The organism is Brevundimonas lutea (assembly GCF_003704105.1).
GTDB classification, from domain to species: Bacteria; Pseudomonadota; Alphaproteobacteria; order Caulobacterales; family Caulobacteraceae; genus Brevundimonas; species Brevundimonas lutea.
In genome coordinates, this window is sequence record NZ_QUOQ01000002.1 from 612,518 (window position 1) to 634,951 (window position 22,434).

At 67.6% G+C, this 22,434-nt stretch carries 19 protein-coding genes; 6 read left to right on the forward strand and 13 right to left on the reverse strand.

What is annotated here, in order from left to right:
* Positions 1-18: 18 nt before the first annotated feature.
* Complete coding sequence (locus EES48_RS03210) at positions 19-1,083, forward strand: glycosyltransferase family 2 protein (protein ID WP_162997980.1); 1,065 nt, start codon at positions 19-21, stop codon at positions 1,081-1,083.
* The gene (locus EES48_RS03215; protein WP_122464911.1) at positions 1,080-1,907 is read left to right on the forward strand and encodes a polysaccharide pyruvyl transferase family protein; all 828 of its coding nucleotides are present in this window, start codon (positions 1,080-1,082) and stop codon (positions 1,905-1,907) included. The genes EES48_RS03210 and EES48_RS03215 overlap by 4 nt, the downstream gene beginning before the upstream one ends.
* Here EES48_RS03215 and udk read toward each other — a convergent pair.
* On the reverse strand, positions 1,904-2,548 hold the full coding sequence (gene udk / locus EES48_RS03220; RefSeq protein WP_122464912.1) for a uridine kinase: 645 nt from the start codon (positions 2,546-2,548) through the stop codon (positions 1,904-1,906). The two genes, EES48_RS03215 and udk, sit on opposite strands and share 4 nt — an antisense overlap.
* A 131-nt stretch (positions 2,549-2,679) precedes the next feature.
* On the opposite strand from udk, the gene EES48_RS03225 reads away from it, so the two are divergent.
* Together EES48_RS03225 and EES48_RS03230 are read left to right on the forward strand one after the other, a co-directional pair.
* Positions 2,680-4,311: a long-chain-fatty-acid--CoA ligase gene (locus EES48_RS03225; protein ID WP_122464913.1), complete on the forward strand. Its 1,632-nt coding sequence runs from the start codon at positions 2,680-2,682 to the stop codon at positions 4,309-4,311.
* Positions 4,312-4,349: 38 nt separating this feature from the next.
* A complete protein-coding gene (locus tag EES48_RS03230) occupies positions 4,350-5,027 on the forward strand; it encodes a DUF1499 domain-containing protein (protein WP_162997981.1) in 678 nt (225 codons plus the stop codon).
* Between the two features lie 303 nt (positions 5,028-5,330).
* Here EES48_RS03230 and EES48_RS03235 read toward each other — a convergent pair whose 3' ends face one another.
* Entirely contained in the window at positions 5,331-6,236 is a 906-nt protein-coding gene (locus EES48_RS03235; RefSeq protein WP_122464915.1) for an MBL fold metallo-hydrolase, read from the reverse strand.
* Between the two features lie 50 nt (positions 6,237-6,286).
* On the opposite strand from EES48_RS03235, the gene EES48_RS14735 reads away from it, so the two are divergent.
* Positions 6,287-6,433, forward strand: coding sequence for a hypothetical protein (locus EES48_RS14735; protein ID WP_162997982.1), 147 nt, complete (start codon positions 6,287-6,289; stop codon positions 6,431-6,433).
* Here the strand turns inward: EES48_RS14735 and EES48_RS03240 are convergent.
* On the reverse strand, positions 6,430-6,837 hold the full coding sequence (locus EES48_RS03240) for a protein tyrosine phosphatase family protein (RefSeq protein ID WP_122464916.1): 408 nt from the start codon (positions 6,835-6,837) through the stop codon (positions 6,430-6,432). The genes EES48_RS14735 and EES48_RS03240 overlap by 4 nt on opposite strands.
* A gap of 9 nt (positions 6,838-6,846) precedes the next feature.
* Entirely contained in the window at positions 6,847-7,380 is a 534-nt protein-coding gene (locus EES48_RS03245) for a hypothetical protein (RefSeq protein WP_122464917.1), read from the reverse strand.
* Between the two features lie 310 nt (positions 7,381-7,690).
* Between EES48_RS03245 and EES48_RS03250 the strand changes: the two genes are divergently transcribed.
* Entirely contained in the window at positions 7,691-10,660 is a 2,970-nt protein-coding gene (locus tag EES48_RS03250; protein WP_240623194.1) for a TonB-dependent receptor plug domain-containing protein, read from the forward strand.
* A 156-nt stretch (positions 10,661-10,816) separates the two neighbouring features.
* Here EES48_RS03250 and metH read toward each other — a convergent pair whose 3' ends face one another.
* From metH to EES48_RS03295, 9 genes are all read right to left on the reverse strand, one after another.
* Entirely contained in the window at positions 10,817-13,498 is a 2,682-nt protein-coding gene (gene metH, locus EES48_RS03255) for a methionine synthase (RefSeq protein ID WP_122464918.1), read from the reverse strand.
* Positions 13,486-14,010: a transcriptional regulator gene (locus tag EES48_RS03260; protein WP_122464919.1), complete on the reverse strand. Its 525-nt coding sequence runs from the start codon at positions 14,008-14,010 to the stop codon at positions 13,486-13,488. The genes metH and EES48_RS03260 overlap by 13 nt, the downstream gene beginning before the upstream one ends.
* Positions 14,007-15,071 (reverse strand): homocysteine S-methyltransferase family protein, encoded by a 1,065-nt coding sequence (locus EES48_RS03265; protein WP_122464920.1) that lies wholly within the window; start codon positions 15,069-15,071, stop codon positions 14,007-14,009. The genes EES48_RS03260 and EES48_RS03265 overlap by 4 nt, the downstream gene beginning before the upstream one ends.
* Positions 15,068-16,036, reverse strand: a complete 969-nt coding sequence (gene metF / locus EES48_RS03270; RefSeq protein ID WP_205679327.1) for a methylenetetrahydrofolate reductase [NAD(P)H] — start codon at positions 16,034-16,036, stop codon at positions 15,068-15,070. The genes EES48_RS03265 and metF overlap by 4 nt, the downstream gene beginning before the upstream one ends.
* Positions 16,036-16,998, reverse strand: a complete 963-nt coding sequence (locus EES48_RS03275; RefSeq protein WP_122464921.1) for an ArsR/SmtB family transcription factor — start codon at positions 16,996-16,998, stop codon at positions 16,036-16,038. The genes metF and EES48_RS03275 overlap by 1 nt, the downstream gene beginning before the upstream one ends.
* 51 nt (positions 16,999-17,049) lie before the next feature.
* Entirely contained in the window at positions 17,050-17,973 is a 924-nt protein-coding gene (locus EES48_RS03280; RefSeq protein WP_122464922.1) for a 2-hydroxyacid dehydrogenase, read from the reverse strand.
* 44 nt (positions 17,974-18,017) lie between these two features.
* Entirely contained in the window at positions 18,018-19,553 is a 1,536-nt protein-coding gene (locus EES48_RS03285) for a calcium-binding protein (protein ID WP_122464923.1), read from the reverse strand.
* Between the two features lie 108 nt (positions 19,554-19,661).
* Positions 19,662-21,452, reverse strand: coding sequence for a lytic transglycosylase domain-containing protein (locus EES48_RS03290; protein ID WP_122464924.1), 1,791 nt, complete (start codon positions 21,450-21,452; stop codon positions 19,662-19,664).
* Between the two features lie 97 nt (positions 21,453-21,549).
* Complete coding sequence (locus EES48_RS03295) at positions 21,550-22,344, reverse strand: uracil-DNA glycosylase (protein ID WP_122465117.1); 795 nt, start codon at positions 22,342-22,344, stop codon at positions 21,550-21,552.
* Positions 22,345-22,434 lie beyond the last annotated feature (90 nt).

A 22,434-nucleotide genomic window follows, 5' to 3' on the forward strand; every position in this document is an offset into this window, starting at 1 on the left:
CAATATGTGGAGTGCGCCGTGACGGGCCCGATCTCAGCCAAGCTCGCCGGGGGCAAGAAGCTCCACGAAGGACCCGAGACCCCGGTCACCTTCATCGTCACCGCCTACAATATCGAAGACTATATCGACCGCGCCCTGTCGTCGGTGGTCGATCAGGGCATCGAGGGCGCCGAGATCATCGTCATCGACGACGGCTCTTCGGACTCAACCTTCGTGCGCGCCTGCCGCTTCCTGAAGGGCGAGCCCAAGTGCCGCGTGATCGCCCAGGAGAACGCCGGCCCGGGCGCGGCGCGAAATGTCGGCGTGGCCCAGGCCTCGGGCGACTACATCCTCTATCTGGATGGCGACGACTGGCTGGCGCCGGGGGCGGCCCGCGCGCTGCTGAACGCGGCGGAAAAGACCAAGGCCGACATCGTCCTGTCGAACCGTCGCCGTTACTGGGATCGCACGGGCAACTACACGACCAAGGCGATGTTCACCGCCGAGCAGGTGGGTAAGCCCGAGTCCATCGAGCGGATCCTCAACGTCATCGCCATCCACGGCAAGTTGTTCCGACGCCAGTTTCTGGTCAGGAACCAGATCGAATTCCCCGTGGGCATGACCAGCGAGGACTTCGTCTTCAGCTATCACACCTACGCCCTGGCCAAGACCGTCGCGACCCTGCCGCTGGTCACCTATTTCTATCGCAAGCGCCACGACCCGGAGAACCGCTCAATCACCCAGGGACGGCTCACCGAGACGAACCTGACCAGCCGCTTCCGCCAGATCGAACTGACCCAGGCGCTTGTCGCCCAGCACCGGATGAGCGAGCGTTTTCCGGACACCAGCTTGATCCGCATCGATTACGACCACCGGCTAATGCGTCACATCCATAGCTTGCCTGGCGCTGATCCGGCGACACGCGCCCGCGGCTTTGAGCTGGTGCGTGAGTTTCTGGGCAGGCACCGCGAGGCGGCCCTGGCTTCGGCCCGCAAGCCCACCCGCGACATCTATGAGCTTATCCTCGCCGGTCGCGACGAGGAGGCGATGCCTCTCATCGCCGACAGCTTCGCGAAGGCCCAGGCGGCCAAGGCCAAGTCATGACCGAGACCGATCCCATCCGCCTCTATTGGTGGGCCAAGAAGACCAATTTCGGTGACCTCATCGGTCCTTGGCTGGTCGAACTGATGACCGGGCGATCGACCGAAAACATCCGCCACCGAGCCGACAAGGACGGCATCACCGGATTGGCGACGGCGGGTTCGCTGGTCCATTCGCTGGACAGGCCCGGCCTAGAGATTTGGGGCGCGGGATCCATCTGCGCGCTCGGCGCTGACCATATGCGCGATCTCGCCGATAAAGAGCCGGCGCGAATCCACGCCGTGAGGGGCTGGAGAACCTTCAAGGAGTTGAGGAAGCTGGGCTGGACGGCCCCGCGGGTCTTCGGCGATCCGGCCAGCCTTCTACCGCGTTTCTACGCGCCACGGCTCCGCGAGGATTTGCGCGACAAGGTGGTGCTGGTCCCTCACTATTCGCACAAGCCGCTGTTCACGGGACTGGCGGATTCGCGCTTTCACACTGTCGAGGTTCAGGATCAGCCTGATGTTGTGGTCGATCAAATCGCCTCGGCCCAGTGTGTGCTGTCGACCTCGTTGCACGGCGTCATCGTGGCCCAGGCCTACGGCGTGCCCTGGGTCTGGCTGCGCATCAAGGAGGCGGGTCTGATCGGCGGCGACTTCAAGTTCGAGGACTATTTCACCACCATCGACCGCGACGGCGTGCGCGTGGCGACGCTCGACCCCGGCGCGATCAATGACCTGAATATCCGGGCCGTGTCCGAGTTCGCCTATCTGCCGAAACCCAAGCTGAACTTCGACGATCTGCTGGAGGCCTTCCCCTATCCGATCCGCGACGGGGCCTTGCTCTAGGCCAGCAGGGCCGCGACGCGAGGGTCGGCCAGCAGGGGCGCGGCCAGCCGCACCACCGCCTGTGGGTCCTCCAGACGCACCGCCGCCGTCTGATCGGCCACCACGAAGTCGGCGCGCGCCCGCGCGGGTTCGGTCAGCCGCTCGTGGCCGGGCCGCACGGTCAGCAGATACTGGTCGATCACCGACTGGGCTGTTCGCCCTCGCTCCACCTGGTCGCGCAGCAGCCGGCGGATGAAGCGGATGTCGGCGGGGGTGTCGACGAACACCTTGATGTCGAACAGCGCGGCCAGCTCGGGTGTGCACAGCAGGTGCGTCCCCTCCGCCACCACCAGATCGGCGGCGACGACGTTCTGGCCGCCCGGCTCGCGCCCGTGGGTGACGAAGGAATAGATCGGCGCGGTGATGTCGCGTCCCGCCTTCAGCGCCGCCATATCGCGGATCATCAGGTCATGGTCGCGCGCCGCCACGTCGTCGAAATCGAAGGTCGCCGCGTCGAACCCCGGCACCCTGGCCGAGTCCCGATAATACCAGTCCTCGCGCACCAGCACGGCGCGACCGGCGGGCAGGGCGGCGGCCAGGGTCTCGGCCAGGGTGCTCTTGCCCGACCCCGAGCCCCCGGTGATGGCGATGAGAAGCGGCATGTCGGCGTTCTATTCGTGCGCGCCGCCGGACGAAAGGCCGCATCGAAGCTGACCCCACGTCAGATTGCTAAACGCCGTTCACCCGCATAGCGTCGTCGCCAAGCGCCGAAACAGACGCACATGAGGGAACGATGCTGGGCTTGATGCAGGACTGGCCGCTGACGGTCGACCGGATACTCGATCACGCCAAGAACTGGCATGGCGAGCGCGAGGTGGTGACCCGATCGGTCGAGGGGCCAATCGAACGCACCACCTATGGCGAAATCCACCGCCGCGCGCGGCGGGTGTCCAGCGCCCTTTTGAATCTGGATGTGAAGCCCGGCGACCGCATCGCCACCCTGGCCTGGAACACGGCCGACCACATCGAGGCCTGGTACGGCATCATGGGCATCGGCGCGGTGTGTCACACCCTGAACCCGCGCCTGTTCCCCGAACAGCTGGTCTACATCATCAACCACGCCGAAGACCGGATCATCTTCGTCGACCTGACCTTCGTGCCACTGCTGAACGCCATCCTGCCGCATTGCCCGAAGGTGGAGCGGGTGGTGATCTTCACCGACCGCGCGCACATGCCCGAGACGCCGCTGCCGGTGGTCGACTGCTACGAGGAGCTGATCGAGGGCGCGTCCGAGGACGTCCAGTGGGGCGGCTTCTCGGAAGAGACCGCCTGCGGCCTCTGCTACACCTCGGGCACCACGGGGAACCCCAAGGGGGTGCTCTATTCGCACCGCTCCAACTTCATCCACACCCTGCTCGGCCTGCAGACCACCGTCATGGGCGCGACGCCCAAGGAGGTGATCCTGCCGGTGGTGCCGATGTTCCACGCCAACGCTTGGGGCATCGCCTTTGGCGGTCCGGCGGCGGGCTCCAAGCTGGTCATGCCGGGCGCCCGTATGGACGGCGAAGGCATCTATGAGCTGCTGGAGAGCGAAGGCGTCACCTTCTCAGCGGCCGTGCCGACGGTGTGGCAGGGCCTGCTGGGCCACGTCCGGCAGAACGGGCTGAAGTTCTCGACCCTGCGCCGCGTGCTGATCGGCGGCTCGGCCGTGCCGGAGAGCCTGATCCGCGCCTTCCACGACGAGTTCGACATCGAGGTCGTTCAGGGCTGGGGCATGACCGAGACCTCGCCGATCGGCACCCTGTCCAACCTGACCCCCGAGCTGGAAAGCCTGCCCTACGACGAGCAGATGAAGTGGCGGGTCAAACAGGGCGTGCCGCCGCTGGGCGTCGAGCTGAAACTCAAGAACTACGCCGGCCAGGAGATGCCGCGCGACGGCAAGACCTATGGCCGGCTGATGGTGCGCGGGCCCACGGTCGCCGGCGCCTATTTCAAGGGCGAGGGCGGCGAGATCCTCGACAACGAGGGCTTCTTCGACACCGGCGACGTGGCCACCATCGACGACCACGGCTTCATGCAGATCACCGACCGCGCCAAGGACGTGATCAAGTCGGGCGGCGAATGGATCAGCTCGATCGAGATCGAGAACATCGCCGTCGGCCACCCCAAGGCCGAGCTGGCCGCCGTCATCGGCGCCGCCCATCCCAAGTGGGACGAACGGCCCGTGCTGCTCGTCAAGCTCAAGGACGGCGAGACCGGCGACAAGGCCGAGCACCTCGACTTCCTCAAAGGCAAGATCGCCAAATGGTGGATGCCCGACGACGTCGTCTTCGTCGACGACATCCCGCTGGGCGCCACCGGCAAGATCGACAAGAAGGTGCTGCGCGAGCGGATGAAGGACTATCGTCTGCCGGAGGCCGGATGACGCAAGGCTCGTCAGCGTCGCCGTCCCGCGCGGCCCCGATGGCGTCCCGGGCGCTCCTGATCGTCGCCCTGCTGGGTCCGCTGGCGCTGGTGCTGGGCGTCTTCGGCGCGCGCTTTGGCGTGTGGAGCGCGGAATTCGGCTACCGGACGATCGGCCTGAACGCCGTCCTCGTGCTCAGCATTCTGGGCGGGCTTGCCGGCGCCGGCGGGGCGGTCATCGCCTGGCGCGGCGGCCAGCGCGTGATCGGCCTTGCCCTGGTGGCGGCCCTGATCGTCAATGTGGTGATCTATCTGTGGGTAGCGCAGGAGCGGAATGACCTGGCCACCAACCCGCCGGTCAGTCAGGCCGCCAGCGACTGGGCCGATCGCCCCGGCTTCTCCAGCGAGATCATGGCCGAGCGGCGCGGAGCCGGCGCCCAGCCGCTGCTGACCCAGGGCGACGCCGAGTGGTGTCCGGGCCTCGCCACCGTGCCTCGCCAGGCCGCGCCGGAGGAGGCGAGGGCGGCTCTGGAAGCGGCCAACCTCCAGGTGCTGGGCGTCAGCCCGTTCCGCGCCGAGGGCCGGACCTCCAGCTTCTGGTACGGCTTCGAGCAGGACGTGGTGATCCGCATCCGCCCGGGCGCTACCGATGTCCTTGTCGCCGGCCGCGAGGACCGCGCCGACGGCGGCGCCGCCTGCCGCACCGCCCTCGCCGTGGCCGAGGCGCTGGCGGAATAGGGCCTGATCCCGCATTCGGGGCGCTCGCGTCGCGCCACGCGGGGATCAGAGCCGACGCAGTGTCCGGATCTACGACCCCCCGGCCGGGCGCCTCATACTGCGACCATGGCCGCCGCTCGACAGCTCCCCCACAACGCCCGCCGCCCCACCGGCGAGGCGCCGCTGGACACTCAGATCAGGCATGAGTCTAACGTCGCCGCGCGTCTGTCTCCGCTTCCAACCATTGAAACCATTGAGAAACGTTTCGCGCCCGCACGTCGACGTTGGACTCTTGGACTCATTTTTTCTGGCGAGCGCGTAGTCTCAGGTAAGCCGCCACTTCGCATCCACGGTCGGCGCCGGCGTCGCTGTCACCCGCCCGTCCTCGACCAGCTTGATCAGATGGGCCAGCACCGACTGGCCGGCGGCGGGGACCAGCCGGGGATCAAGGCCGACATACATGGCCGCGACCATCTGCGGGATCGTGGTGTCTCCGGCGGCCAGGCGCTCCAGAATCTGCCGCTCGCGGTCCAGCCGGTGCGCCTTGTAGGCTTCGAGGAACGCGGCCGGATGCACCACCGGCGGCCCGTGCGTCGGCCACAGCACCGAGAAGTCGCCGGCGATCACCCGGTCCAGGCTGCGCATGTAATCGGCCATCGAGCCGTCCGGCGGCACGACCACGCTGGTCGACCAGCCCATCACGTGGTCGCCAACCAGCAGGGCGTTCTCCTGCGGCAGGACGAAGGCCAGATGGTTGGAGGCGTGGCCAGGCGTGGCCATGACCGTCAGCGACCAGTCCGGCCCGTTGATCGTCTCGCCGTCGCTCAGCACCCTGTCGGGCGGGAAGACCGCCGTCTCGTCCCAGCCCTCGCCGCCATTGCCCTCATTGGCCGAGGCGCTGGTGGGCCGGGCCGGAGGAGGCGCGGCCAGGATCGGCGCGCCGGTGCGTTGCTGCAGGGCCTTGGCCAGGGGCGAGTGGTCGGCATGGGTGTGGGTCAGCAGGATATGCGTCACCCGCTCGTCCTTCAGGGCCTCCATCAGTGCCGTCAGATGCGCCTCGTCGATCGGGCCGGGGTCGATCACCGCCACTTCGTCGTCGCCGACGATGAAGGTCGCCGTACCGGTGAAGGTGAAGGGGCCGGGATTGTTGCAGATCACCCGACGCAGGCGCGGCGACACCCGGTCGACCCGGCCGTACTCGAAATCGAACTCGCGGACGAAGGGGATCATGGCGCGACCCTTGCGGCCATCGGCCTCGAACAGGGCAGGGAAGGGCCGGAATGCGTCATTTCGACATCATCTCCATCTCCAACCGGCTGCAGCCGGTGGCGGCGGCCGTGCTGTGTCTCATGGCGGCGCAACTGATGGTCGCCTCCTGCACCCCGGAGCCCGCGCCTTACGCCACCCGCGTGGCGATCAGCCGCTAGAGCGGCAGGCCCGAAAGATCATAGCCCGCCGAGGCCGCCAGCGCACGGGCGTCGTCGGCCGAGATCGCGCCCGAAGCCGTGGCCGCCATGGCCCAGGCCGCCGTCGACCGCATGCCCGAGCGGCAGTACATCAGCGCCTTGCCGGAGTTCCTCGCCAGCAGGTCGCCGACCTGCGCGGCCTGGTCGGGCGTCGGACGACCCTGGATCGGAACCGCGGCATAGGCGACCCCGGCTTCGCGCGCCGCCGCCTCGATCTCGGCTCCCGTCGGCTGATCCGGCTGCTCGCCCTCGGGCCTGTTGTTGACGATCAGGGTCACGCCCCGATCGGCCGCCTCGGAAACATCGGCGGGCGTTAATTGAGGCGAGGCCCAGACATCATCGGTCAGAATGCGGAAATCGGTCATCGATCGCTCCTACTGGCGGCGCACGCGAACGGCCCGGCTGCCGTCGAACACCATCTGATAGCTGCCCAGCGCGGCGCGGCGGATGCGGACCGCCTCGCCTTCCCGATTGCGAAACCGCACCCGCCCGCTGTCGATCTGGCTCCAGGTCGAGCCATTGGCCAACCGGAAGGTCCATTTGCCGTCGCCGGCCTGACTGGCGCGCACCAAGGTCGTCTCGATGGCGTCGAGCCGCTCCTCGGTCTCGCCGCGCGTGATAAAGGACGGCATCGACGGCAGGTCGAAGCCAAACAGCTGGCGCCGGGTCTCACTGACCTGGGCGCGATCCACCACCACGACCTCGCCCTGGCGCTCGGCGGCGTCCAGCGCCTCGGAGGCGCGGTCATAGCAATCCAGCCGCGCCCCGGAGTCTGTCAGGCTGCGGCATTCGACCAGTTGGTTCAGCAACGCCGGCCGTTCGCTGGTCGCCTGGGCGGACGCCGCGCCTGCGGTGCTCATGGCCATCAGGGACGCGGCCACGGCCAGTCCGAAGCGGGGCGACGTCATATCCGTGTCTCCATAAGCCACGCCGAGGTTTCACCACACCGGGCGCCTTGGGCGCCGAGGTTTCACCACACCGGGCGCCTTGGCGCCAGATGCGACCGTTCGGTGATGGAGGCGTGGCGGGAATGCGACAGTTTGTCCGCGACCGTCGTCATCCGATCACATTTCCTTTGACCCTTTTCGCGACGCGGTGGCTAGTCAACCTGTGCCGGAATGCCGCAGGGGCGTGCCGGGGCGGTCGTATGACACAAAAATTCGCCGGCGGGGGGAGGTCCAGTTTTGGATTTCGTCGCCGGACTCAGGAGGACTAACTTTGAAAGTTCGCACCACTCGTGAGCGCCTGCTGGCCTCGACGATGATCGGCGGCATCGCGCTGGCCGCCATGGCCGCCACTCCGGCGCTCGCCCAGGACGCCGGCGAGCCCGAAGCCACCGAGCTCGAAGAGATCGTCGTCACCGGCACCCGCATCCCGCAGGCCAACCTGGTGACCACCAGCCCGGTTACCCAGGTCACGGGCGAGGACATCGACGTCGCCGGCGTGACCCGCGTCGAGGACCTGGTGACCCAGCTGCCGCAGGCCTTCGCCGCGCAGAACTCCACCGTCGCCAACGGCGCCACCGGCACCGCCACCGTGTCGCTTCGCGGTCTCGGCTCCGACCGCACCCTGGTGCTGATCGACGGTCGTCGCATGGGCTACGGCTCGCCGAACGACACCGCCGCCGACCTGAACCAGATCCCGGGTCAGCTGGTCGAGCGCGTTGAAGTCCTGACCGGTGGCGCCTCGGCCGTCTACGGGTCGGACGCCGTCGCCGGCGTCGTGAACTTCATCATGCGCAAGGACTACGAGGGCGTTCAGATCGACGCCCAGTACGGCTTCTACCGTCACGAAAACGACTATGACGGCAGCGGCAACCTGCGCAACGTCATCGCCGGTCGCGGCGAGACCAACCCCGATCAGTTCCGGTTGCCGGACGACACGGTGGTGGACGGCGAAAGCCGCGAAGTCACGCTGTCCATGGGCATCAACGCTCCCGACGGCCGTGGCAACATCACCGCCTACGCGGGTTATCGCGAAAACAACCCAGTCCTCCAGGGCTTCCGCGACTATTCGGCGTGCGCCCTCGGCGTGCCGGCCGGAACGCCGATCCCCAGCGTCGGCGACAATCACCAGTGCGGCGGGTCGGGCACATCGTTCCCGGGCCAGTTCACGGACTTCGCGAACTACAACTTCACCGTCGATCAGACGACCGGCGACTTCATCCCGTACAGCACCGCCGCGAACGCCTACAACTTCGGCCCGCTGAACTACTATCAGCGTCCTGACGAGCGCTACACTCTCGGCGCGTTCGGTCGTTACGAGTTCAACGAGCACGCCGAAGCGTTTGCCCAGCTGATGTTCACGGACTACTCGTCCGTGGCGCAGATCGCCCCCTCGGGCAGCTTCTACAACAACGGCACCATCGGCTGCGACAACCCGTTGCTGTCGGCGCAGCAGTCAGCCGCCATCGGTTGCAGCCCCGCCGACATCACCGCCGGCACCGACGTGCCCCTGTATATCGGTCGTCGTAACGTCGAGGGCGGCGGTCGTCAGGACTCGATCAACTATCAGTCCTACCGGATGGTTGTCGGCCTGCGCGGCCTGATCACCGAGGGCTGGAACTACGACATCGCGGCTCAGTACAGCCGCGTCGATCTGGACCGGGTCTATCTCAACGACTTTTCGGTTTCGCGTCTCGCCCGCGCGCTGGACGTGACATCCGTTGGTGGCGTGCCGACCTGTCGGTCGGTCATCGACGGCACCGATCCGGCGTGCGTGCCCTACGATCCGTTCTCGGTCGGCGGCATCACCCAGGAGCAGCTGGACTATCTCCAGATCCCGCTGATCCAGGCCGGTGAAACCACGCAGCAGATCGTGACCGCGGCCGTCACCGGCGACCTGGGCATGTATGGGTTCCAGTCGCCGTTCGCCAACAGCGGCGTTCAGGTCGCCTTCGGCGCCGAGTATCGTCGGGACGCTCTGGATTCGACCACGGACGCCGCCTTCGCCACCGGCGATGGCGCCGGTCAGGGCGGACCGACCATCGGCTTCGGCGGTTCGATCGACACCAAGGACGTCTTCGCCGAAGTCCAGATCCCCTTGGCCGAAGGTCAGGCCTGGGCTGACTACGCCTCGATCGACGCGGCCTATCGCCACTCGGAGTATTCGACCGGCATCGCCACCGACACCTACAAGGTCGGCGCCGACTACGCCCCGATCGAGGACATCCGTCTGCGGGCCAGCTACGCCCGCGCCGTCCGCGCTCCGAACGTGATCGAACTGTTCACGGCTCAGGGCTTCAACCTGTTCGACCTCGACGAGGATCCCTGCGGTCCGGCCCAAACGGCGACTCTGGCGCAGTGCGTCGCCACGGGTGTTCCCACCGATCGTTACGGCACTCCGGGTCTCGACAGCCCGGCCGGTCAGTACAACTTCCTGCAAGGGGGCAATCCCGAACTGGAAGCCGAAGAGTCCGACACCTACACCATGGGCGTTGTCTTCACGCCCAGCTTCCTGCCCGGCTTCAACGCCTCGGTGGACTACTTCGACATCTCGATCGATGGTCTGGTCTCGACGTTCGGTGCGCTCAACACGCTGAATGCCTGCTACGAAAACAACGACCAGACGGCGTGCGACCGCATCAACCGTAACCCCAATGGTCAGCTGTGGGTCGGCAGCGGCTTCGTCGAAGACCTGAACATCAACATCGGTAGCCTCGAGACCAAGGGCATCGACTTCAACGTCAACTACGGTCTGGACCTGGCCGACTTCGGCATGGACCGTTACGGCCAGCTGGCTCTGAACTTCTCGGCCACCCTGCTGGACGAGTATATCGTTGATGTGGGTGACGGCTCGACGATCTACGACTGCGTTGGCTTCTACGGAAACCAGTGCGGCCAGCCGACGCCGGAGTATCGTCACCGCGCGCGCCTGACCTGGGTGACCCCGTGGGCTGTCGACATTTCGGGTACGTGGCGCCACATGGGTGAAGCTGAGCTGTTCGTCCTGAACGGTGATGGCGGCAACCGGATCGACCGCTACTTCGACGCCGAGAACTACTTCGACCTCTCGGCGGCGTGGCAGATCCGCGACAACGTCAACTTCCGCATCGGTGTGAACAACGTGTTCGATAACGATCCGCCGCTGTCCTACAGCGTCGGCACCACCGGCAACGGCAACACCTATCCGCAGTCTTACGACGCCCTGGGCCAGTACTGGTTCTTCGGCCTGACCGCGGACTTCTAAAAACCGCGATCCTTTGGGGTCACGGAAAGGGCGGCGAGGCTTCGGCTTCGCCGCCTTTTTTCTTTGAGATCAGCGGCTTACCTATCTCGCGCCGAAGGTGCGCATGCTGGCGATCGCCATGACCGGCGCTCACGACGCCGTTGCGGCCGGGTGCGGTCAGGCGGCGTTGCGGCTCGCCGCGCCGGGGTCGTAGTTCAGGATCGGCGCCAGCCAGCGTTCGGCGGTGGCCACGTCCCAACCCTTGCGGCGCGCGTAGTCCTCGACCTGGTCGCGGTCGATCTTGCCGACGCCGAAATAGTGACTGCCCGGATGTCCGAAATAGAGCCCCGACACCGAAGCCGGCGGCGTCATGGCGAAGCTCTCGGTCAGTGCCATGCCGGCGTTCGCCTCCGCCTCCAATAGCCGGAACAGCGTCGCCTTTTCGGTATGGTCGGGCTGGGCCGGATAGCCGGGGGCGGGGCGGATGCCCTGATACCGCTCGGCGATCAGATCCTCGATCGCGGCCGCCTCGTTCGGCGCATAGCCCCACAGCGTGGCGCGCACCTCGCGGTGCAGCCGCTCGGCGAAGGCCTCGGCCAGCCGGTCGGCCAGGGCCGTGGCCATGATGGCGGAATAGTCGTCGCCCGCCGCCTTGAACTCGGCCGCCTTCTCCAGCTCGCCATGCCCGGCGGTGACGGCGAAGGCGCCGATCCAGTCGTCGCCGTCTTCCGCCACGAAGTCGGAGAGACACAGGTTGGGCTTGCCGTTGGACTTGGCGATCTGCTGGCGCAGGCCGTGGAACCGGGCCAGCTCCTCGGTCCGACCCTCGTCGGTCCAGACCACGATGTCGTCGCCGCGCGCATTGGCGGGCCAGAAGCCGACGACGCCGCGCGCCGTGAACCAGCGCTCCTCGACGATCCGCTTCAGCATGGCCTGCGCATCGGCGAAAAGGTCACGAGCCGCCTCGCCGACCACCTCGTCCTCCAGGATCAGCGGATAGCGGCCGGTCAACTCCCAGCTGGCGAAGAAGGGCGTCCAGTCGATGTGGTCGGCCAGATCCGAAAGGTCCCAGGCGTCGAACGCCCGCACGCCCAGGAACGACGGCCGGCCCGCCGGCGCCTGATCCTCGGTCGGCCGCCAGCGGTTGGCGCGGGCCTTTTCGAGCGGGGCGCGGGCCTTGTTGTCCTGCCCCCGGGCGTACTGCTCGCGGATGCGGACATAGTCGTCGCGCGTGGCCTGTTCGTTTCTGGCCTTGTCCGTCGGCGACAGCAGGCCGGACACCACCCCGACCGCGCGCGAGGCGTCGATCACATAGGTGGTCGAACCGCGCTGATAGGCCGGTTCGATCTTGACCGCCGTGTGGGTGCGGCTGGTGGTGGCGCCACCGATCAGCAGGGGACGGTCAAAGCCCCGCCGCTGCATCTCCGAGGCCACGAACACCATCTCGTCCAGGCTGGGGGTGATCAGGCCCGACAGTCCGATGACGTCGACGCCGTGGGCCTCGGCCTCGTCCAGAATGCGGTCGGCCGGGACCATGACGCCCAGGTCGATGACCTCGTAGTTGTTACACTGCAGCACGACGCCGACGATGTTCTTGCCGATGTCGTGGACGTCGCCCTTGACCGTGGCCATCAGGATCTTGCCGGCCTGACGTCGCGGGTGCTGGGCCTTTTCGGCCTCCATATGGGGTTCCAGCCAGGCCACGGCCTGCTTCATCACCCGCGCCGACTTCACCACCTGGGGCAGGAACATCTTGCCCGCGCCGAACAGGTCGCCGACCACATTCATCCCGTCCATCAACGGCCCCTCGATGACGTGCAGCGGCCGCTCGGCCGCCAGCCGCGCCTCCTCGGTGTCGGCCTCGATGAACTCGGTGATGCCGTGGACCAGGGCGTGCTCGATCCGCTTGCCGACCGGGGCCTCGCGCCATCTCAGGTCGACGACCCGCGCCTGGCCCTTCTCGCCCTTGTAGCGGGGCGCCAGGTCCACCAGCCGCTCGGTGTTGGACACATTGGTCCGCTGCGGCCGGTTCAGGATGACGTCCTCGACGGCCTCCCGCAGCTCCGGGTCGATGTCGTCATAGACCGGCAGGTCGCCGGCGTTGACGATGCCCATGTCCATGCCCGCGGCGATGGCGTGGAACAGGAACACGCTGTGGATCGCCCGCCGCACCGGCTCGTTGCCGCGAAAGCTGAACGACACGTTCGACACGCCGCCCGACACATGGGCGTGAGGCAGGGTCTGGCGGATCGCCCGCGTCGCCTCGATGAAGTCGACGGCGTAGTTGTCGTGCTCCTCGATCCCCGTCGCCACGGCGAAGATGTTGGGGTCGAAGATGATGTCCTCGGGCGGAAATCCGACCTCGTCCACCAGGATGCGATAGGCGCGGGTGCAGATCTCGATCTTGCGTGCGGCCGTGTCGGCCTGCCCCTGTTCGTCGAAGGCCATCACCACCACGGCGGCGCCATAGCGCAGGCAGTTGACGGCCTGTTCGCGGAACTCGGCCTCGCCCGCCTTCATCGAGATGGAATTGACGATCGGCTTGCCCTGGACGCACTTCAGCCCCGCCTCGATCACCTCCCATTTGGAGCTGTCGATCATGATCGGCACGCGGGCGATGTCGGGCTCGGCGGCGATCAGGTTCAGGAAGGTTGTCATGGCCCGGGCGCCGTCCAGCAGCCCCTCGTCCATGTTGACGTCGATGACCTGGGCGCCCGCCTCGACCTGCTGGCGCGCGACGGACAGGGCGGCGGCGTAATCGCCCTCGACGATCAGCTTCCGGAACTTGGCCGAGCCGGTGACATTGGTCCGCTCGCCGACGTTGATGAAGCTGGGACGCATCTTGGTCAGTACTCCCATTGCCGATCGGCAATGCGGTGTTTCGATGCGTAGTGCGCGCGATTGGTGAACTGCAGCATCAAAGCGGTGACAGCGGTTGATACGAGCCCACGCGAATTGACTTCCACCTTCTCGCCATTCTCTTTGACGTAGGGCTTCGCGCTAAACGTTAGCGCTTTAGCAAGCGCGGTGATTTTCGTATCATCGAACGAGCAATGGACGCGGTGCGCAAACTCGTTCCGAATTTTCCGCAGACGTTCACACTCGGCATGTTCAGTCTCGGAAAGCACTCCGATTGCCCGTGCGATCGCAATTCGAGCCGAGAAGGTGCCCAAGGGCGCGCTAAACCCTTCAATCAGTTTCTCAACGGCAGGAACATCGAGGAGCCGAGCACGGATTGCTTCAGCCAACTGGTTATCGATGAAGCTGCACGCCACCAGAACCAAGCCCCGATCGCTTTCACGGTTGAGTTCAGGGAGTACTGCGGAAAAAGCTTCCAGATGGGGCGGAGGCCAATCGCTTCGAGGGGTCATGCCACCGCCTCGAACGGCTCAAGTCCCGACAGACGCATGGCCGTCGGACGCACCGGGATCGCGCGCGGCTCGACCCCCGCCACGCCCTGGGCCACACAGGCGATGTGCTCCGGCGTCGTGCCGCAACAGCCGCCAACGATATTGACCAGGCCGGACGTCGCCCATTCCTCGATGAAGTGGGCGGTTTCGTGGGGTTGTTCGTCGTACTGGCCCATGGCGTTGGGCAGGCCGGCGTTGGGATAGGCGGCGACCAGGGTGTCGGCCACCCGCGCCAGCTCGGCCACATGCGGCCGCATCAGGTCGGCGCCCAGCGCGCAGTTGAACCCGACCGCGAACGGCTTGGCGTGGCGCACGCTGTTCCAGAAGGCCTCGGCGGTCTGGCCAGACAGGGTGCGGCCGGAGCGGTCGGTAATGGTGCCGCTGATCCACAGGGGCAGGGGCTCATAGCCCTCGTCTTCCAGGTCCAGGATGGCCTTGATCGCCGCCTTGCAGTTCAGGGTGTCGAACACCGTCTCGATCAGGAACAGATCGACCCCGCCCTGATGCAGCGCCCGGGCCTGCTGGCTGTAGGCGGCATAGACCTCATCATACGAAACGGCGCGAAAGCCGGGGTCGTTCACGTCCGGGCTGATCGACAGGGTGCGGTTCGTCGGGCCGATGGCGCCGGCGACGAACCGGGGTTTGTGCGGCTCCTTCGCGGTCCAGCGGTCGGCGACCTCGCGCGCGATCCGGGCGCCCTCGACGTTCAGGTCATGGACCGCGTCCTCCAGCCCATAGTCGGCCTGGGCGATCGTCGTGGACGAGAAGGTGTTGGTCTCGGAGATGTCGGCGCCCGAGGCGTAGTAGAGGTCGTGCAGGTCCGCGACGATGTCGGGCCGGGTCAGGATCAGGGTGTCATTGTTGCCCTTCTGCGGAAGGGGCCGCTCGGCGAACCGCTCGCCGCGAAAGTCGGCCTCGGACAGCGCGCGCCGCTGGATCATCACCCCCCAGGCGCCGTCCAGCACCAGGATGCGCTCGCGCGCGGCGGCATGCAGGGCGGCGATGCGTTCGGTGCGGGTCATGGGGCGGCCCTGTGCTCGCGCACCCCCAGCACCCGGCAGATGGCGTAGACCAGGCCCGCCCGGTTCAGGGTGTAGAAGTGGAAATCCTGAAAACCCTCCTCCTGCAGCCGCGCGCAGGTTTCGGCGGCGATCGAGGCCGCCAGCAGGCGCCGGGTGTCGGGATCGTCGTCCAGCCCCTCGAAATGCGCCGAAAGCCAATCGGGCACACTGGCTCCGCACGCCCCGCACATCCGCTTCAGTCCGGCGAAATTGGTCACCGGCATGATCCCGGGGATCAGCGGGATCTCGATCCCCGCCGCCCGCACCCGGTCGCGAAAGCGCAGAAAGGCGTCGATGTCGAAGAAGAACTGGCTGACGGCCCGCGTGGCCCCGGCGTCCACCTTGGCCTTCAGCACCTCGATGTCGTGGTCCAGCGACGGGCTCTCGGGATGCCGTTCGGGATAGACGCCGACGGTCACGTCGAACCCGCCGGCCCGGCTGATGGCGGCGGTCAATTCGGTAGCGTTGGCGTAGCCGTCCTCGCGCGGGCGATAAACGCCGCCGATGCCGGCGCCATCCGGCGGATCGCCACGCAGGGCCACGATGTGGTCGACGCCGATGGCCTTGTAGCCGGCGATGACCTCATCGACCTCGTCGCGGCTGGCCTCAACGCAGGTCAGGTGGGCGGCGGGGCGCAGGCTGGTTTCGGCGATGATCCGCTGGACCGTCCTGTGGGTCCGCTCCCGCGTCGAGCCGCCCGCGCCATAGGTCACCGACACGAACGCCGGATTGAGCGGCGCGAGCCGGCGGATGGATTGCCACAGCCGGTCCTCAGCCTCGTCGGTCTTGGGCGGGAAGAATTCGAACGAAACCCGCACCGGCTCATGGTTAGACCCCGCCCGCGCCACCGGCCCGAGCGGCGACAGCAAGAGGGCGCGGGCCTGGGCCAAGGTCGGTCCCACGGGGGAGGCGAGGGGGATCGACATCAGGCCACGCCTCTCGCTTCGACGACCGCTCGGCGCGCGGTCCACAGGGTCACGGTCAGGCCGTCATGGTCGGGGGGCAGGGCCACGGGCGCGGCCGGGGTCAACCCGGCCTCGCGCAGCCACTCGCCGATCTCGGCGTCGGTGAAGCCCAGCCGGCGATGCTGATGCTCCTCGCGCAGCCGCTCGTGGTCGTGGGGCGCGAAGTCGGCGATCAGGATGCGGCCGCCGGGCGCCACCAGCCGCGTCGCCTCGGCCACGGCGGAGGCCGGATCGGACAGATAGTGCAGCACCTGATGCACGATCACCAGTTCGGCGCTCTGGGCCGGCAGGCGGGTGGCGAAGATGTCGCCGTGGCGCAGTTCGACCTTCTCCAGCCCCGCCCGCGACACGTTGGAGCGGGCGATGTTGAGCATGTTCTGGCTGAGGTCCAGGCCGATCGCCACCCGCGCCCGCTTGCCCACCAGGGTCAGCATCCGCCCCGAGCCGGTGCCCAGATCGACCACCCGGTCGAACGGACCGGGTCCGATCAGCCGGTCGATGGCCGCCTCGACCGCGGTTTCGGAGACATAGAGGCTGCGAATCCGGTCCCACTGCGGCGCCACGCGCTCGAAATAGGCCTCGGCCTCGACCTCGCGCTCCTTGCGCACCTGCTCCAGCCGCTGGTGGTCGCGGTCGAAGGCGTCGTCCTCGATCAAATCGAGAGCCGTCTCGACCAGCCGCCGCGCGGCGGCCTCCGACGACAGGCGATAGAAGACCCGCGCCCCGTCCGGAAACCGTTCGATCAGCCCGGCGTCGGCCATCAGCTTCAGGTGTCGCGACACGCGCGGCTGGCTCTGCTCCAGAATGCCGGATAGCTCCATCACCGACAGTTCGTCGGCCGCCAGCAGCGACAGCACCCTCAGGCGCGTCGGCTCCCCCGCCGCGCGCAATGCCTCGATCGCCTGGTCCGCGCTGAAACTCATCGGATCATATAAGGATATCCTTATATGATTATGCAAGCGGAAATGAGGGCGTCAGCGCGCCTCGGTCACCAGATCCCGACCCGCGAAATGGGCCTCCAGGTTCGCCAGCAACAGCCGCAGCATGGCTTGCACCGCCTGATCGGTCGCGCCGGCGGTGTGCGGCGTCAGGACGGTGTTGGGGACATCGGCCCAGCGCGCGGGATCGGTCGGTTCCTCGGCGAAGACATCCAGCGCCGCCGCCCCGAGCTTGCCGGATTTCAGCGCCGTAATCAGGGCGTCCTCGTCGATCAACTGGCCGCGCGCCACATTGACCAGCAGACCGTCCGAGCCCAGCGCCTCGATCACCTCGGCCGAGATCAGCCCGCGATTGGTCTCATCCGCGCGGCAGGCCACCACCAGAATGTCGGACCATCTGGCCAAATCCATCAGGCTGTCGGTGCGGGGCCAGTCGGCGGCCTTGTCGCGCGGCGCCCACCAGGCCACGTCCATGCCGAAGACTTCGGCCCGGCGCGCCACCGCCTCGCCGATCGAGCCCAGACCGACGATGCCGACCCGCTTGCCACGCAGCGACGGCGACAGGCTCTTGGCCTCAGGTGTCCAGCCGCCAGCGCGCAGTGACCGGTCGCCCTGGACGATGTTACGCACCGACCCCAGGATCAGACCCATCGCATGGTCGGCCACGTCCTCGTGATTGACCCCCGGCGCATGGCTGACCTTCAGGCCCCGTTCGCGGCACCAGTCGACATCGATGCCGTCGTGGCCCGAGGTGAAACAGGCGATCAGCTCCAGCCGGGGCAAGCCCTCGACCAGAACCGAATCCAGCGGGAACTCCCCCGCGACGATCAGGGCGCGAACGGCGTCCCGCGCCTCGATCGGCGGACCCTCCCACAGGCGAAAGACGTCGTAAGTCGGTTCCAGAAACACCGACAGCGGCGCCAGATGACGCTGGACGATCAGAACGGCGGGACGGCTCATGACCCGAAGGCGTCGCGCCTCCGGGCCCGGCCGTCAAGCCTGGCCTACCAGGCCCAGTTGTCGTGGTCGCGCTGGTCGCCCTGAAGCCGCAGCAGGAAATCGGAGCTGCCGTCGCCGTCAATGTCGAGGTTCAGGAAGGTGACGCCGCCCTGATAGGTCAGGGTCGCCTGTCCGGCCTGGCCCGAGAAGGCGTCGACCAGGGCGAAGGCTTGGTCGCCGCCGCGGGTGGTGTCGGCATCGATGCGGCTGAGATCGATCCGATCCTCGTCGGCCAGATCGGTGATGCGGTCCGACAGGGCCACGGACGAGTCCTGGATCGACCGGAACACGAAGGTATCGCCCCCGGAGCCGCCGGTCAGCTGGTCCTGGCCGCGGCCGCCGATCAGGGTGTCGCGCCCACCGCCGCCGGACAGGACATTGAAGCCATCCGAGCCGGTGATGACATTGTCCAGGCTGTTGCCGATGCCATAGGTCGCCGAACCGGTCAGGGTCAGGTCTTCGACATAGACGCGGGCCAGGTTCAGATTGACCGAGGTGATGATGTGGTCGCGGCCTTCGCCCCGGTTCTCCCAGACCCGGTCCGAGGCGTGATCGACATAATAGGTGTCGTCGCCGCGCCCGCCGGCCATCTGGTCGGCGCCGCCGCGCCCGTCCAGGATGTTGTCGCCGGAATTGCCGACCAGCCGGTTGGCCTGGCTGTTGCCGATCGCGTCGATGTCGCCGGAGCCGGTCAGGACCAGCCGCTCGACATAGGTCCCGGCCAGGTCATAGCTGACCGAGGAACGGATTTCGTCGAAGCCTTCGCGGTTGTTCTCCACCACCACGTCGTCGCGATGATCGACGATGTAGATGTCGTCGCCCTTGCCGCCCTCCATGAAGTCGGCGCCGCCGCGACCGTCGAGGATGTTGTCGCCCGCGTTGCCGGTGAGGATGTTCTGCAGGCTGTTGCCCGTGGCGTTGATGTTCGCCGAGCCGCGCAGCGTGAGATCCTCGACATTGGCGCCCAGGGTGTAGCTGATGGTCGCCTCGACCAGATCGAAGCCCTCGCCGCCGTGCTCCAGAATCCGGTCACCGGCGTTGTCGACCACATAGACGTCGTTGCCGCGTCCGCCTTCCAGCCAATCGGCGCCCGTGCCGCCGTCCAGCCAGTCGTCGCCGTCGCCACCGAGCAGGGTGTCGTCGCCCCCGAAGCCGAACATGTAGTCGTCGCCGCCATAAGCGTTCAGCCAGTCGTCGTAGCGTCCGCCATAGAAGTCGTCATCGCCGCTGAACATGGCGACATAGGCGTTCTCGCGCGCGTTCTTGTCCGCCCAGCGGAAATAGTCCTCGGCGTCGAGGTTCAGCCCGGTGATCGAGAAATCCAGCTCGTCGTAATAGCTGCTCTCGATCTCGAAGATGCGGCCGTAAACGTTGCCGTACCAGTCGTAGTCGAAGTCGCCGTAATAGTCGGTGTAGTCGCCGGGCGCGTGCTTGACCTCGATGTGGTCGTCGCCCCACCAGGTGTCCGGTCCGATCAGGTCGCGCAGGTCCAGCGTGCGCATGTCGAGACGGAAATTGTCGCCAACGGTCAGGACGGCCATCGAACCACTCCAGTAATCCCTGCGGGGGCGATGCGCCTCCCGATTGTGGGATCAGGACAGGGTTTCCAGCCTGAACGCGATCTGAACGACCCTGTCAGGTGGGCGCGTTCAGCCGCCCACGCGAGGGTCGAACGCCACCTGGATCAGACGCCCCGGGTCGGGCAGCGGGAAGGCCGGCGCGGTCACGGAGGGCGTCGTGGCGTCAAGGCTGGCGGGGATCAGCCGGGCGTCTCCGGCGACGGCGCCCAGGGTGTTCAGCGATCCGCCCAGCAGGCGCTGGTAGATCCAGTAGGCCGCCATCACGTCTTCGACATACTGGCGGGCCTGGGGCACATCGATGGTCTCAATCAGCAGCAGGGGATCGGCGTCCGGGCCCAGCTTGCGCAGCGCGCCCAGCATCGGTCCCGGCCCGGCGTTATAGCTGGCCACGGCGCGCAGGACGTCGCCCTGGAAGGCGTTCATATCCAGCATCTTGCGAATATAGGCCTGCCCCAGCCGCATGTTGACCGCCGGATTCCACAGCCTTTGCGGATCGGAGGCGAAACCTGAATCGCCGGCGAGCTCGGCGGCGGTGGTGGGCATCACCTGCATGATCCCATAGGCGCCGACCGAGCTGCGCGCCTCGGCGTTGAAGCCGCTTTCCTTGCGGGCCAGGGCGTAGACCAAGGCGCGTTCGATGACGAAACCACCCTCGGGCTCCAGCGCCGGCAAGGGGAAGTCATTGGCGTCGATGCGGCGGGCGTCGTCGCGCGGCCCGGCGACGCGGGCTCCGAGCGTGCGGGCCAGGCCGATCCACAGGCGACGCGCGTCCTCCCCCACGGCGGTGCGCAGGCCTCGTTTGAGACCGTCGCGCGCGTCCTCGGTCCGGCCGACCTCGGCGAAGGCCAGGGTCAGGCGGGCCTGCTGGTCGGATTGCAGGAAGGCGTTCAACTCGCCATTGGCGACCGCCGGGCCGACGTCGGACGGGCCGCCGGTGAAGGTCTGGGAGGCCTGGGCGAGGTAGGGCTGGGGCCCGTCATTGTGAATGGTGGGCTCGCGACCCAGCTGGGCCAGGGCGATCTGGCCATAGAAGCTGGCCGGCCACTGGGCTGCGTGTTCGAGATAGGGCTGGACCTTGTCGGGACGGCCCGCCGCGGCGGCCGCCTTCGACGCCCAGACCCCGGCGCCGGCGCGGACCCAGGCGTCCTCGGTCGGGTCGTGGGCGACGCGCTCGAAGGCGTCCAGCGCCCGGCCCGGATCGTTCTGGCGCCAGGCGCTCAGACCCGCCGTCCACCAGTCGCCAATCGACACGCCCAGTCGGTAGGCCTCGGCCAGGTCGTTGTTGTTATAGGCGATGCGCGCGGCCTTCGGCCCCATTTCCTCGGGCGACTGGTCGGCTGCGGCCTGGACGCTGGCCCAGGTGCGGGCCACGGCGTTGCCGCCGGGCCGACGCGGCTCGGGCGCGCCGTCGGGACGGCGACGCATGGCCAGGGCGTAGACACGGTCGGCCGAGGGGAGGTCGGCATATTGCTCCAGCCAGGCGCTCAGCTCTTCGTAGGTGGCGGTATGGCTGGGATGAAACAGGGCCTCGAATTCGATCAGGCCCACCAGGATGCGGTCGGACGCCCCCCGCGCGCTGGCCCGCGCCTCGTCGATCTGGCCGCGACGCAGGGCGTCGAAGGCGTTGGTGTAGCTGAGCCGATCGGCGGCGGAGAGGGCGGTCACCGGCGCGTCGTTGGCGGCGGCCGAAACGGAGGCGCCGGCGGTAGCGGTCAGGGCGGCGTCGAGTGTGGAACGAACCTCGCTCTCGATCGCTTCCTCAACCTCGATGGCCATGACGGGCGTCGCCAGGGCGGCGCCGACGGCGGCCAGAATCGCGATGGCGGGCGCGGATAGCGCGCGGCGTCGTCTCAAGCTCATGGGCGGCGGCCCCCTCGTTCGGCGCAGTCGTCCGGTCTCGACTCCGGAACGCGGCGCGACTGTTACGATCGGTCGTCTGTCGTGAAGACTGCCAGAATCAGGACTCGCCTTCAAGGCGAGCCGAGAGCGCGAGCATGTCCGACCATGCTTGACGTTTCCTTAGCGGCTGCCTCAGCAGGAAGGCCGGATGCAGCGTGGCCAGCGCGGGCGCGGAAATATCGCCTTCGGCCAGCCGCCATTCCCGCCACTGACCCCGCAGCTTCAAAATCCCGTCATCGGTCTGGAGCACGCTCTTGGCCGCCGCCGCGCCGATCAACAGCACCGCCTTTGGCCGCAGCAGCGCCAGGGTCCGCTCGACAAAGGGCGCGCACACCGCCTGCTCCTCCGGGGTCGGCGTGCGGTTGCCGGGCGGCCGCCAGAAGACGGTGTTGGTGATGAACACCCGATCGGTCAGGCCGGCGGCGGCGAACATCCGGTCCAGCAGCCGGCCGGCTTCGCCCATGAACGGCTGGCCCCGCGCGTCCTCCTCGGCGCCCGGCCCCTCGCCGATGGCCAGGATCGGCGCGGTCGGATTTCCGCGCGCGAACACCGCCTGACGCGCCCCTTGGGTGCGCAGGCCGCAACCCTCGAAAGCGGCGATGGCCTCGCCCAGCGCCTCCAGACTGTCGGCGGCGGCGGCCAGGCGGCGGGCCTCGGCGACGGCGGCGGCGATGTCGCCGGACGCGACCGGCGCCTGGACCGAGGCCACGGCCTTCAGCGTGGCCTGGCGCGGCGCGGGCGGCGGCAGGCGGGTGCGATCGACCGGCGCGTCGTCGAAACAGGCGTCGACGCCCGCCTCGGCCCAGAAGGCGAGCAGGCTTTCGGCGGCGCGACTGTCGAGACCCGGTGTCATGAACAATCCCGGCATAAGCCTTGACCGGCCCCGCGTCACCTCGGGATAAGCGGGGACAGAAAATCCACACCGACGATGGGGCGATCAGGC